Origin of the sequence: Maritimibacter harenae (assembly GCF_009882975.1) — a bacterium.
Lineage (GTDB): Bacteria > Pseudomonadota > Alphaproteobacteria > Rhodobacterales > Rhodobacteraceae > Maritimibacter > Maritimibacter harenae.
In genome coordinates, this window is record NZ_WTUX01000019.1 from 352537 (window position 1) to 365221 (window position 12685).

11 protein-coding genes are annotated in these 12685 nt (G+C 68.5%); 8 read left to right on the forward strand and 3 right to left on the reverse strand.

The genetic code is table 11. The features are described from left to right. Positions 1-77: 77 nt before the first annotated feature. The 6 genes from glyS (at position 78) to glmM (ending at position 9083) form a co-directional block, all read left to right on the forward strand. Entirely contained in the window at positions 78-2306 is a 2229-nt protein-coding gene (glyS, locus tag GQE99_RS16430) for a glycine--tRNA ligase subunit beta (RefSeq protein WP_161352718.1), read from the forward strand. Positions 2307-2390: 84 nt separating this feature from the next. Further along, complete coding sequence (locus tag GQE99_RS16435) at positions 2391-4958, forward strand: putative PEP-binding protein (RefSeq protein WP_161353277.1); 2568 nt, start codon at positions 2391-2393, stop codon at positions 4956-4958. A gap of 178 nt (positions 4959-5136) precedes the next feature. Beyond that, on the forward strand, positions 5137-5784 hold the full coding sequence (locus tag GQE99_RS16440) for a cell wall hydrolase (protein WP_161352719.1): 648 nt from the start codon (positions 5137-5139) through the stop codon (positions 5782-5784). Between the two features lie 63 nt (positions 5785-5847). Next, positions 5848-6768: a dihydroneopterin aldolase gene (locus GQE99_RS16445; protein ID WP_161352720.1), complete on the forward strand. Its 921-nt coding sequence runs from the start codon at positions 5848-5850 to the stop codon at positions 6766-6768. A 62-nt stretch (positions 6769-6830) separates the two neighbouring features. Further along, positions 6831-7733 (forward strand): dihydropteroate synthase, encoded by a 903-nt coding sequence (gene folP, locus GQE99_RS16450; RefSeq protein WP_161353278.1) that lies wholly within the window; start codon positions 6831-6833, stop codon positions 7731-7733. 3 nt (positions 7734-7736) lie between these two features. Beyond that, positions 7737-9083 (forward strand): phosphoglucosamine mutase, encoded by a 1347-nt coding sequence (glmM, locus tag GQE99_RS16455; protein ID WP_161352721.1) that lies wholly within the window; start codon positions 7737-7739, stop codon positions 9081-9083. Between the two features lie 12 nt (positions 9084-9095). Here the strand turns inward: glmM and GQE99_RS16460 are convergent, their stop codons facing one another. Both GQE99_RS16460 and ilvC read right to left on the reverse strand, forming a co-directional pair. Beyond that, positions 9096-10019, reverse strand: coding sequence for a DMT family transporter (locus tag GQE99_RS16460; RefSeq protein WP_161352722.1), 924 nt, complete (start codon positions 10017-10019; stop codon positions 9096-9098). 85 nt (positions 10020-10104) lie between these two features. After that, positions 10105-11127: a ketol-acid reductoisomerase gene (gene ilvC, locus GQE99_RS16465; protein ID WP_161353280.1), complete on the reverse strand. Its 1023-nt coding sequence runs from the start codon at positions 11125-11127 to the stop codon at positions 10105-10107. 135 nt (positions 11128-11262) lie between these two features. Between ilvC and GQE99_RS16470 the strand changes: the two genes are divergently transcribed. Together GQE99_RS16470 and GQE99_RS16475 are read left to right on the forward strand one after the other, a co-directional pair. Continuing rightward, positions 11263-11721 (forward strand): Lrp/AsnC family transcriptional regulator, encoded by a 459-nt coding sequence (locus GQE99_RS16470; RefSeq protein WP_161352723.1) that lies wholly within the window; start codon positions 11263-11265, stop codon positions 11719-11721. Continuing rightward, positions 11718-12173 carry an Lrp/AsnC family transcriptional regulator gene (locus GQE99_RS16475; RefSeq protein WP_161352724.1) on the forward strand — a complete coding sequence of 152 codons (456 nt, stop codon included), beginning with the start codon at positions 11718-11720 and terminating at the stop codon, positions 12171-12173. The genes GQE99_RS16470 and GQE99_RS16475 overlap by 4 nt, the downstream gene beginning before the upstream one ends. A gap of 2 nt (positions 12174-12175) precedes the next feature. On the opposite strand, the gene GQE99_RS16480 is transcribed toward GQE99_RS16475, so the two are convergent. Next, a complete protein-coding gene (locus GQE99_RS16480; protein ID WP_161352725.1) occupies positions 12176-12478 on the reverse strand; it encodes an ArsR/SmtB family transcription factor in 303 nt (100 codons plus the stop codon). Between the last annotated feature and the right edge of the window lie 207 nt (positions 12479-12685).

Consider the following 12685-nt stretch of genomic DNA (forward strand, 5'->3'; position numbering starts at 1 on the left):
ACTGGACGTCCCGGTCCCCCTTCGGTATCCCGGCCCGGACCCGCGCCGCAGGCGCTTTCTGACCGTGGATACCCGATATGGCCGATCTCCTGATCGAACTGTTTTCCGAGGAAATTCCTGCACGGATGCAGGCCAAGGCTGCCGAGGATCTCAAGCGCCTCGTGACCGATGGCCTGGTCGAGGCCGGCCTGACCTATGGCGGGGCCGCGGCCTTCTCGACCCCGCGCCGCCTGACGCTGACGCTGGCAGACCTGCCCGCGATGTCGCCCGACACCCGCGAAGAGCGCAAGGGACCGCGCGTGGACGCGCCGGAGAAGGCGCTTGAGGGGTTCCTGCGCGCCACCGGGCTGACCAAGGACCAGCTCGAGCTGCGAGATGAGAAGAAGGGCCAGGTCTATTTCGCGGTGATCGAGAAGCCGGGCCGCCCCGCGGCCGAGATCGTGGCCGAAGTGCTCGAAGCCGCCATCCGGGGCTTCCCGTGGCCCAAGTCCATGCGCTGGGGCAAGGGGAGCCTGCGCTGGGTGCGCCCGCTCCATTCCATCCTGTGCATTCTCACCGGCGATGACGGGGCCGAGGTCGTCCCGCTCGAGCTCGACGGCATCAAGGCCGGCGACATCACGCGCGGCCACCGCTTCATGGCGCCGGGCGAGATCCGGGTGAGCTCCTTCGAGGATTACGAGTCCAAGCTGCGCAAGGCCCACGTGATGCTCGACGCGACCGCGCGCGCGGACATGATCCGCCATGACGCCGAACAGGCCGCCTTCGCCGCCGGGTTCGAGCTGGTCGAGGACAAGGGGCTCCTGGCCGAGGTGGCCGGGCTCGTCGAATGGCCGGTCGTGCTGATGGGCGACATCGGGGCCGAGTTCATCGACCTGCCGCCGGAGGTGCTCCAGACCTCGATGAAGGAACACCAGAAGTTCTTCTCGGTGAAGAACCCCAAGACCGGCCGGATCGAGAAATTCGTGACCGTCGCCAACCGCGAGACCGCCGATCACGGCGCGACGATCCTCGCGGGCAACCAGAAGGTGCTCGCCGCGCGCCTCTCGGACGCCAAGTTCTTCTGGGAAAACGACCTGCGCAAGGTGGCCGAAACCGGCATGGCCTCCATGTCCGACAGCCTGTCGAACGTCACCTTCCACCGCGAGCTGGGCAGCCAGGCCGAGCGCATCGACCGGATCGCGGCGCTCGCGCGCCGGATCGCGCCGGTCGTCGGGGCGAGCCCGGACGAGGCCGTGCTGGCCGCCAAGGTGATGAAGGCCGACCTGGCCTCGGAAATGGTCTACGAGTTCCCGGAGCTCCAGGGGATCATGGGCCGCTACTACGCCAAGAACGCGGGGCTCTCCGATGCCGTGGCCGATGCCTGCCGCGACCATTACTCGCCGCTGGGCCCGTCGGACGCGGTGCCCTCCGCCCCGGTGTCGGTCGCCGTGGCGCTGGCCGACAAGCTCGACACGCTCGCGGGTTTCTGGGTGATCGACGAGAAGCCCACGGGATCGAAGGACCCCTATGCGCTGCGCCGCGCCGCGCTGGGCGTCATCCGCCTGATCCTCGCCAACGAGATCCGGATGCGGCTCGACCCGTACATCGACATCCAGCTTCTGCGCTTCAAGGACGCGCGCCGCGACGACGTGCCCTCGGAGGGCGTCGAGATGCTGATCGACGAGATCGCCGATCACGGCGTCTTCGGCGCGGCGATCGAGACCGTCCTCAAAGCCTTCGGCGAGAAGGACGGGCAGGCGGCGCTCGAGACCCTGAAGACCGAGGTGCCGGACCTGTCCGAGGACCTGCTGGCCTTCTTCCACGATCGCCTCAAGGTCCACCTGAAGGGCGAGGGGATCCGCCACGACGTGATCGACGCCTGCCTGCACATGCCGGGCAACGACGACCTCACGCTGCTGGTCAAACGCGCCAACGCGCTTGCCGCCTTCCTCGCCACCGAGGACGGGGCGAACCTGACCCAGGGCTTCAAGCGCGCCAACAACATCCTGACGCAGGCCGAGGAGAAGGACGGGGTCGAATACAGCTTCGGCGCCGACCCCAAGTTCGCCGAGGACGACACCGAGATCGCGCTTTTCAAGGCGCTCGACGCGGCCGACACGCGGATCAAGCCGGCGATGGAATCAGAGGATTTCGGGGCCGCGATGGGCGCGATGGCCGACCTGCGCGCCCCGATCGACGCTTTCTTCGAGGCGGTCCAGATCAACACCGAGAATCAGATCGTGCGGCGTAACCGTTTGAATCTGTTGGCGCAAATCCGTGACATCTGTATGAATGTCGCAGATTTCACGCGGATCGAGGGCACCTGAACGTCACGTGCCCGGCAGGACGATGTTGTAAGTGGGCGTGTTAGGGCTATCTTGAAGGCATCAGGAGATGCTGCAGTGCAGAATATGGTTCTTGCCACCGGGTTCACCGAAATCACGCCGACCGCTTCGATCGACGTGAACCGGCATGGTGGGCGCGCCAAGTGCCTGCAACGCCTGATCCGCCTTGACATGCCGGTGCCCACGACCGTCGCGCTCGACTTCGCGACCGTGCACGGCATTTCGCAGGGCAAGATGCCCGATCTCGACGCGATGCTGGCCGCCTTCGGCGACACGCCGCTCCTGTCCGTGCGCCCGTCGTCGGAAGACCCCGACTGGGGCGGGCCGTCGGCCATTCTCAACATCGGGATGAACGACGCGACCCACGCGCGGCTGGCCGAAAGCCACGGCGAAGTGGCCGCGACCGCGCTCTACCTGCGCTTCATCCGCGCCTACGCCATTCACGTCGCCCGGCTCGACCCGGACGAGTTCGAGCTTCAGGGCCCGCCCGACCGCGTGGCCCTGCAACGTGCGCTCGACACCTACGAGGACGAGACGGACGAACCCTTCCCGCAGGACACCGCCACCCAGCTGGCCGAAGTGCTGCGCTCGATGGCCCGCGCGTGGGAGGGGACGACCGCCCGGCTCCTGCGCGAAGCGCGCGGCGCGCCGGCCGACGCGGGCCTGGGGCTCGTGGTGCAGGCGATGGCGATCGGGCTGGGCAACGGTCTCTCGGGGTCCGGCGTGATCCAGTTCGTCGACGGCCATACCGGCGAACGCCACCTGCGCGGGCGCTACCTGTGCCAGAGCCAGGGGCGCGACGCGGTGGGCGACCCCAACGCGCGCGACGTGATGTACCTTTCCAAGGACCCGCGCGGCCGCTCGATCGAAGAGGTGCTGCCGGACGTCTTCGCCGACCTCGTGCGCTACGGCGAGCTCTGCCGCAACCGCCTGCGCGAGGAGATGCAGATCGAGTTCACGCTCGAGAACGAAACGCTCTACATCCTCGACGCCGTCCGCGTCAGCCGCAGCCCGCGCGCCAACCTGCACATCGCCGTGCAGCTGGCCCAGGACGCCATCATCTCCGAGGACGAGGCGGTCATGCGCGTCCCGCCCCGGTCGCTGGCCGAGCTTCTGCACAGCCAGGTCGACCCCGAGGGCCCGCGCGACACCATCGCGGAGGGCATCGCGGCAAGCCCGGGCGCGGCCACCGGCCGGATCGTCTTCTCGTCGCGCGCCGCACAGGCGGCCGCGGCCAAGGACGAACCCTGCATCCTCGTGCGCCGGGAAACCACGCCCGAGGACATCCGCGGCATGCACGCGGCCGAAGCGGTGCTGACCGAACGCGGCGGCATCACCTCGCACGCCGCGGTGATCGCGCGCGGCCTGGGCCTGCCTTGCGTCGTGGGGGCTTCCGACATCCGGCTCGACGCGCGCAAGAAGCGGCTCGTGACCACCGACGGCCGGATCTTCAGCGAAGGCGACATCATCACCATCGACGGCACGGCCGGCGAGGCGCTGGCGGGCACCGCCCAGATGCTCGAACCCGAGCTGGGCGAGGCGTTCCAGGCGCTTCTGTCCTGGGCCGACAACGCCCGCGACATCGGCGTGCGCGCCAATGCCGACATGCCGGCGGACGCGGCCAAGGCCCGGATGTTCGAGGCCGAGGGCATCGGGCTCGCCCGGACCGAGCACATGTTCTTCGAACAGGAGCGCCTGCTCGCCATGCGCGAGATGATCTTCGCCGACACGGCCGAGGACCGGCGCACCGCGCTCGAGCGGATCGAGCCGATGCAGCGCGCCGACTTCAAGGAACTGTTCAAGATCATGTCCGGCCTGCCGGTCACGATCCGCCTCTTCGACCCGCCGCTGCACGAATTCCTGCCGCAGGGCCGCGAGGGGATGCTGGAGCTTGCCGACGCGCTCGACATCCCCGTCTCCGACGTGACCCGCCGGGTCGAGGCGCTGTCGGAGTTCAACCCGATGCTCGGCATGCGCGGCGTGCGGCTGGGCATCACCGTGCCCGAGATCTACGAGATGCAGGCCCGCGCCATCTTCGAGGCGACCATCGAGGCCAGCGAAGAGGGCGGCGCACCCGTCGTGCCCGAGATCATGATCCCGCTCGTCTCGGCCAAGCGCGAGGTGGAGCTGGTCAAGACCCGGATCGACGCCGTCGCGGCCGCCGTGCGGGTCGAGCGCGGGGTGGATTTCACCTACCGGCTCGGCGTCATGGTCGAAACCCCGCGCGCGGCCCTGCGCGCCGGCGAGATCGCCCAGAACGCGGCCTTCCTGTCCTTCGGCACGAACGACCTCACGCAGATGACCTACGGCCTGTCGCGCGACGACGCGGGCCGCTTCATGGGGCGCTACGTGCAGCAGCAGGTCTACCCGGAAGACCCGTTCCACACGCTCGACGTGGAAGGGGTGGGAGAGCTCCTCCAGATCGGGGCCGAGCGCGGGCGCCAGGGCAACCCGGACGTGACGCTGGCGATCTGCGGCGAACATGGCGGCAACCCCGAATCCATCGCCTTTTGCCGCAAGGCGGGCTTCGACTACGTCTCCTGTTCGCCCTTCCGCGTGCCCATCGCTCGGCTGGCCGCCGCTCACCTGGCGATCGCCGACCAGGGAGTCGGGCGCGCACGCGTGACTCGTTGACGTTACAGGGAAAATTCCAAGGAATGACCGGGTTTCAAAGGGTTGCGGGACGCTCCTGAACCGCGGCCGGACTCGCCCCGATTTTCCTCAATCTGGACGCCCATGAATTTTTCGTTTATGGGAGAACTTCTTACGAGGAGATCTTAATCTCGTTGCAAGGGGTTCGGGGGACGAACGCATGTTTCGATCTTTGCTTCTCGCCGCGGTTGCGGCGCTCACGGTCACGGGTATTGCCCGTGCCGAGCCGACGCAGGACGCGACCATCGCACTCGCCGCTCTGGTCGGCCAGGAACGGGCCAGCTTCGACGCGTTGTCGCCCGACCGGCTGGAACAGATCACCCGCCTCGCGCCCAAGCGCTCGCTCTTCCCGCGCGCGAAGCCCGAGGCACCCGTGGGCCCGCCCGACGAGGTTTGGCTGTCCAAGCAACCGGCCGCGACCGGCGGGGACGACTGGCGTTGCCTGACCCAGGCGCTCTACTTCGAAGCGCGCGGCGAGACCCACAAGGGGCTCTTCGCGGTCGCCGAGGTGATCCTGAACCGCGTCGACAGCGCGCGCTTCCCCGACAATGTCTGTGGCGTCGTCAACCAGGGCACCGGCCGGCGCCACGCCTGCCAGTTCAGCTTCACCTGCGACGGGGTCCCGGAAGTCGTGAACAACCGCGCCGCCTGGGAGCGCGTCGGCAAGGTCGCCCGCGTGATGATCGACGGCGCGCCGCGCATGCTCACGGCGGGGGCCACGTTCTACCACACGACTGCGGTGAATCCGCACTGGGCTTCGGCCTTCGCGCAGACGGCGCAAATCGGCGTACACAAGTTCTACCGCTGAGTTTCGGCTTTCCATTCTCGGGCCGCTGGGGCAGTCTCCGCCGCCAAGGCAAAGGAGACCCGCATGTCCTCTGAATCCCGTCTCGCCTTCGAGCATCCCGAAGCCCGGTCCGAAGCCGACGGCCAGCCCGTCCGCCCGCCCGACCGGATCTCCCTTCGCGACCATATCGTCGAGGCCGAGATCGGGGCCTTCCAGCAGGAACGCGGCACGACCCAGCGCTTGCGATTCAACGTGGTGGTCGAGGTGACGGCCCCCGAGGGGCCGGTCGAGGACGACGTCGACAAGATCCTCTCCTACGACGCGATCACGGAATCCATCGCGTTCGAACTGGCCGCCGAACGGCTCAACCTGCTGGAGACGCTGGCCGAACGGGTTGCCGACCGCATCCTCTTCGCCCCGCAGGCGCAGCGCGTTTTCGTGCGGATCGAGAAGCTCGACCGCGGCCCCGGCGCGCTGGGGGTCGAAATCGTGCGCGCGCGCGGGCAGGGCGCGCCGGTCGCCCCCTCCGGCGAAGAGCTGCCGCACCCGGTGGTGGTCTTCCTGTCGAACGCCGCCATCGCCTCGCCCGACCTGATCGCGCTTCTCGACCGGCTAGAGGCGCGCGACGCCCCGGCGATCCTCTGCGTCGGGTTCCCTGACGTGGCCATCCCCGACGCCCACCGTGCCATGCCGCAGCGGCGCATCGACCTGATCGCGCTCGAGATGAACGCCTGGCTGCTGGCCGCGCGCGACCGGCGCTGTGTCGTGGTGGGCACGCGCACCGAACTCGACTGGGCGATGAAGCACGGCCAGATCTGCGTATGGGCGCCCTCCAAGATCGTGCTCGACGCGGTGGACGGGGCCGAGGCGGACGTCACCGACCCGGCCGCCCTGACCGCCTGGTTCGCGACCCTCATGCAGGCCGAAGAGATCCTCGCCGTCGACGCCCCGCTGCCAAGGACCGACCTGCCGGCCCGCAGCCTCGCCATCGGAGAGATGCCGTGAGCCGCTCGGAACCCATCGCACGCTCGGGCCCGCGCCCGGATGACGCCTGGCCGCTCGCGGGCATGGCGACCGCTTGGTTCGACACGGTGAACGGCCCCGACGACCATGTCATCCGCGACCGCCTGTCGGCCCCGCGCCCCACGCTCTGCGGCCTCCCGCTCGACCGGCCCCGGGTGATGGGTATCATCAACGTGACGCCCGACAGCTTTTCCGACGGCGGCGACCACGCGGTGCTGACGGCCGCGGTGGCCCGCGCGCAGCAGATGGCGGACGGAGAAGCCCACATCATCGACATCGGCGGCGAATCCACGCGCCCCGGCGCGGCCGAGGTGCCGATCGAAGAGGAAATCCGTCGCACCGCCCCCGTCATCGCCGCGATCCGCGCCGCCGGCGTCACCCTTCCGATCTCGATCGACACCCGCAAGGCCCGCGTCGCCGAGGCCGCGCTCGACGCGGGCGCCGACATCGTCAACGACGTCTCCGCCTTCGAGTTCGACCCGTCGCTCGCCGATCTCTGCGCCGAACGCGACGTGCCGGTCTGCCTCATGCACGCCAAGGGCCTGCCCGAAACGATGCAGGACAACCCGACCTACGAGGACGTGGTGGGCGAGGTGATGGACCATCTCGAAAGAAGAATCGACGTGGCCTGCGGGCGAGGTGTAAAGCGTGAGCGGATCATCACCGATCCGGGCATCGGCTTCGGCAAGACGATGGAGCACAACCTTTCGCTCCTGCGCCACCTGACGCTTCTGCACGATCTCGGGCTGCCGGTCCTGCTCGGCGCCTCGCGCAAGAGCTTCATCGGCAAGATCGGCAACGCGCCGCAAGCCAAGGACCGTGTCGGGGGATCGTTGGCCGTCGCGCTGGATGGCGCGGCGAAGGGGGCACACATCATCCGCGTGCACGACACGCGGGAGACGACACAGGCGCTCGCGCTGGCTGCCGCGATCGCCGAGGGGGACTGAGACATGGGTGACGGGCTTTTCGGAACCGACGGCGTGCGCGGGCGCGCCAACAGCTACCCGATGACCGCCGAGATCGCGCTGAAGCTGGGCGCGGCGGCCGGGCGCTATTTCCGCAATGACGGGCACACCGACCACCGCGTGGTGATCGGCAAGGACACGCGGCTTTCGGGCTACATGCTCGAGAACGCGCTGACCGCCGGGCTCACCTCGACCGGGATGGACGTGCTGCTCCTGGGGCCCGTCCCGACGCCCGCCGTGGGCCACCTGACCCATTCGATGCGCGCCGACCTGGGCATCATGATCTCCGCCAGCCACAACCCCTTCGCTGACAACGGCATCAAGTTCTTCGGCCCCGACGGCTTCAAGCTCTCGGACGAGGCCGAGGCCGAGATCGAGGCGCTGGTCGCCTCCGGCGTGACGCCGGCGGATGCCGAGAACATCGGCAACGCGCGCCGCGTCGACGAGGGCCGCCATCGCTACGTCGAGTTCATCAAGACCACCTTCCCGTTCGAACAGCGGCTGGACGGGCTCAAGGTGGTGATCGACTGCGCCAACGGCGCCGCCTACCGCGCCGCGCCCGAGGCCCTGTGGGAACTGGGCGCCGACGTGGTGAGCATCGGGGTGAAGCCCGACGGGCGCAACATCAACCTCGACTGCGGCTCGACCTCGACCGAGGCCGCCGCGCGCACCGTGGTCGAAACCGGCGCCGACGTTGGCATCTGCCTCGACGGTGACGCGGACCGGGTGATGATCATCGACGAGAAGGGCCGGGTCGCGGACGGCGACCAGATCATGGCCCTCTTCGCCGGCCGTTGGGCGGAAGCCGGGCGGCTGAAAGGCGACACGCTCGTCGCCACGGTCATGTCGAACCTCGGGCTCGAACGCTACCTCGAGGGTCGGAACCTGAAACTCGAGCGCACCCGCGTGGGCGACCGCTACGTGGTCGAACGGATGCGCGAGGGCGGCTTCAACCTGGGCGGCGAACAGTCCGGCCACATCGTGATGACCGACTACGCCACCACCGGCGACGGTCTCCTGGCCGGCCTGCATTTCCTGGCCGCGATGGTCGAGACCGGCCAGCGCGCCTCGGACCTCACCCAGGTGTTCGAAACGGTCCCCCAGCTCCTGCGCAACGTGCGCTACACGCACGGGCAGGCACCGCTCGAGATGGAGAGCGTGCAGAAGGTCATCGCGGCGAGCGAGGCAGACCTGAACGGCTATGGCCGCCTGCTGATCCGCAAGTCGGGAACCGAGCCGCTGATCCGGGTGATGGCGGAATGCGAGGACGAGATCCGGCTCGAGCAGATCGTCGACCGCATCGTCACGGAAGTGGAGCGCGCGGCCGGCTGACGGCCCCGCGCTTCAGCCGCGCAGGCGCCCCGCGACGCGCCGCAGCGCGTCCCACTGGCTGATCGCCATGCCAGCGAGGATCACGGTCAACGCGATGAGCAGCGTGGGCGGCAGCGTCTCGCCCAGGAGGGCCGCGCCGAGAATGGCCGAGATCACCGGCACGATGTAGTTCACCAGCCCCAGGAAGCTCGGCCCGGCCGTGCGCACCAGGATCACGCGCAGCACGTTCGCGCCCGCGGTCGGGATCAGGCCGAGCACGGCCAGCGCGGCGAAGGTCCGGCCGTCGGGCACCGGCGGTGCACCGTCGAGCAGGTAGGCCGCCGGGATCACCGCCGCCGCGCCGATGATCACCAGGATCGCCGCCAGCCCGATCGGGTCGCAGGGCGGCAGGCGGCGCATCACGATGGAGCTCACCGCGTAGCAGCTCGCCGTGCCGAAGACGGCCAGGCGCCCCCAGCCCTCGAGCGCCGCCCCGGAGGAGGTGAACAACTGGTCGCCCATGAGCAGCATCACCCCGAGAAAGCCGATGACGAAGCCGATGGTGGACCGAAGCTTCATCTGCTCGCCGGGCACGAAGAAATGGGCCAGCGGCAGGACCACGAAGATCATCGTGGCCATCGTGACCCCGGCATAGGCGGAGGTCACGTGTTGCTGCCCCCAGGCAAGCAGCATGAAGGGCACCGCGGTCGAGAAGAGCGCCACGAAGACCAGCTCGCCCCAGGTGCGCCGGCTCACGCGGGTGTCGAACAGGCGAAAGCCCTGCACGGCCCAGACGAGCGCCATCAGCGCGGCCGCGAAGCCCACGCGCGCGGCGGCCACCCAGAAGGCCGGCATCCCGTCGAGCGCGATCTTGATGATGAGGAAGGTCGACCCCCAGACCAGGCCCAGGGTCAGAAGGATGGCCCAGCTGGCCGGTGTGATGCGTGGCGTCGTCATGGGCCCTCCCGAACGCGAAAAGACCCCGGCGCGGGGCCGGGGTCAATCGCCTGGCCGCGTAACGTCGCGGCCCGTCAGTCAAGGATCAGTTCTTTTCCTTGTCGACCATCTTGCCGGCCGAGATCCACGGCATCATGCCGCGCAGGCGCTCGCCCACTTCCTCGATCTGGTGCTCGTCGTTGAGGCGACGGGTGCCCTTGAAGAACGGCTGGCCGACGGCGTTTTCCTGCATGAAGTCGCGCACGAACTTGCCGGTCTGGATGTCCGTCAGGATGTCCTTCATGACCTTCTTGGTCTGGTCGTAGGGCAGGACGCGCGGACCCGACACGTACTCGCCGTACTCGGCGGTGTTCGAGATCGAGTAGTTCATGTTCGCGATGCCGCCTTCGTAGATCAGGTCCACGATCAGCTTCACTTCGTGCAGGCACTCGAAATAGGCCATCTCGGGGGCGTAGCCCGCCTCGGTGAGGGTTTCGAAGCCCATGCGGATCAGCTCGACGAGACCGCCGCACAGCACGGCCTGCTCACCGAAGAGGTCGGTTTCGCATTCTTCGCGGAAGTTGGTCTCGATGATGCCCGAGCGGCCGCCGCCGATGGCGGAGCAGTAGCTGAGGCCGATTTCCATCGCCTTGCCGGTGGCGTCGTTGTGGACCGCCACGAGGCAGGGCACGCCCCCGCCCTTGACGTATTCGCCGCGCACCGTGTGGCCCGGGCCCTTGGGCGCCATCATGATGACGTCGACGCCTTCCTTCGGCTCGATCAGGCCGAAGTGCACGTTGAGGCCGTGGGCGAAGGCGATCGCCGCGCCGTCGCGCAGGTTGTCGTGGACGTATTTCTTGTAGGTCTCGGCCTGCAGTTCATCGGGCATGGTGAACATGATCAGGTCGCACCAGGCGGCCGCTTCGGCGATGCCCATGACCTGGAGCCCTTCGGCCTCGGCCTTCTTGGCGGAGGCCGAGCCTTCGCGCAGCGCGACGACCACGTTCTTGGCGCCGGAGTCGCGCAGGTTCAGCGCGTGGGCGTGGCCCTGCGAACCGTAGCCCAGGATGGCGACCTTCATGTCCTTGATGATGTTCACGTCGCAGTCGCGATCGTAGTAAACGCGCAGGCTCATGGCATGCTCCTTCTTGTGTATGTCGCCGTGCATCCTAGGGGTTTTCGGCGAAAACGGTTTGCAAAGCGCATAGGAATGGGCCTATTTGCGCGCCTATAATGCGCGATTTTGCGATAAAGCGGATGAACCATGCGTCTCGATGACACGGACCGACGGCTCCTGCGCCGGCTTCTGGCCGAGCCGAATCTGACCGCCGGTGCGCTGGCCGAGCTCGCCGGCGTGACGCAGGCGACGGCGTCGCGCCGGCTCGACCGGATGCGGCGCGCGGGCGTGATCCGCGGGCAGCGCGCCGTGATCGACTGGGCCCGGCTGGGCTACGAGGTCGAGGTGTCGCTGCGCTTCACGCTGGACAAGACGAACCCGCGCGCCTTCGACGAGTTCCTCGCGGCCGCGCGCGACGTGCCGGAGGTGACCGAGATCCAGACCTTCCTGGGCAAGGTCGACGTGCGGCTTCACGTGATCGCGCGTGACATGGGGCATTACCAGCAGATCTACCGCGACCGGATCCTGACCCTGCCGCATATCGCCGAGATCGAGGCGCTGATGCAGGTCGCCGCGATTTCCGAACGCGAGGCGCTTCCGTTGTGACCACGCTGGACGACACCGACCGCGCCTTCCTGCGCGCGCTGGCCGACGACGGCACGCTGTCGGCCGGCGACCTGGGCCGGCGCTTCGGCCTGTCGCAACCGGCCGCCTGGCGCCGGGTGAAACGGTTGCAGGAGGCCGGCATCCTGGCGGGCCGGCGCGTGGATATCGACCTCGAAGCGCTCGGGTTCGGCGTGACCGTGTTCCTGGGCGTGAAGCTCGCCGCGAAGGGGCGCGTGAGCCTCGAGGATTTCGAGCGCGCGGTGACGGCCATCCCGGAGGTGCAGCTCGTGCACCATGTCCTGGGACTCTACGACTACCGCCTGCGCATCGTGGCCCGCGACCTTTCCGATTTCGAACGCATCCTGCGACGGCGGATCATGACGCTCCCCGGCGTGGGCGAGGTGGAGGCCAACGTGCTTCTGTCCGAAGAGCGGCGCCCGGGCCCGATCTGAGTTCAGGCCGCGGCCGGGCGCCCCTGGGTGGCGAGCGCGCGGGCGGTGTTGGTACAGCGCAGCATGTCGCCCGGCGTAAGCATGTAGGTCATCGTCGGGCCCGTGCGCCTGCGCCTGAGAAGCCCGCAGCGTTCCATTTCCCGCAGGTGATGGACCAGCGAGGAGGGGCGCAGGCCCGTCTGCATCTCGATGAACTGGTAATCCGCGGCGTGGCGCGGGTGGGTGGCGAGGAGCTGGAAGATCGCCGCGCGGCGCGGATGCGCGAGCGCCTTGAAGCTGCGGGCGATACGGTCGTTGTCGGTCATGGGTCGGCCTTTCCTGGTGGCGTGGATGCCGTGAGGGTAGGGGGGCAAACGTTGAGGCCGCGTTAAGCCTGGCCGGGGAGGGCGCATTTTCTCGTTGACGCGAAGGGGCTCGGCGCGTTCCGGCTTCACCGGAAAACCGGAAAACCGGAAAACCGGAAAACCGGAAAACCGGAAAACCGGAAAACCGGAAAACCGGAAAACCGGAAA

Coding starts and splice junctions, on each gene's coding strand:
- glyS (WP_161352718.1), top strand. CDS start 78: ATGGCCGATCTCCTGATCGAACTGTTTTCCGAGGAAATTCCTGCACGG.
- GQE99_RS16435 (WP_161353277.1), top strand. CDS start 2,391: ATGGTTCTTGCCACCGGGTTCACCGAAATCACGCCGACCGCTTCGATC.
- GQE99_RS16440 (WP_161352719.1), top strand. CDS start 5,137: ATGTTTCGATCTTTGCTTCTCGCCGCGGTTGCGGCGCTCACGGTCACG.
- GQE99_RS16445 (WP_161352720.1), top strand. CDS start 5,848: ATGTCCTCTGAATCCCGTCTCGCCTTCGAGCATCCCGAAGCCCGGTCC.
- folP (WP_161353278.1), top strand. CDS start 6,831: ATGGCGACCGCTTGGTTCGACACGGTGAACGGCCCCGACGACCATGTC.
- glmM (WP_161352721.1), top strand. CDS start 7,737: ATGGGTGACGGGCTTTTCGGAACCGACGGCGTGCGCGGGCGCGCCAAC.
- GQE99_RS16460 (WP_161352722.1), bottom strand. CDS start 10,019: ATGACGACGCCACGCATCACACCGGCCAGCTGGGCCATCCTTCTGACC.
- GQE99_RS16470 (WP_161352723.1), top strand. CDS start 11,263: ATGCGTCTCGATGACACGGACCGACGGCTCCTGCGCCGGCTTCTGGCC.
- GQE99_RS16480 (WP_161352725.1), bottom strand. CDS start 12,478: ATGACCGACAACGACCGTATCGCCCGCAGCTTCAAGGCGCTCGCGCAT.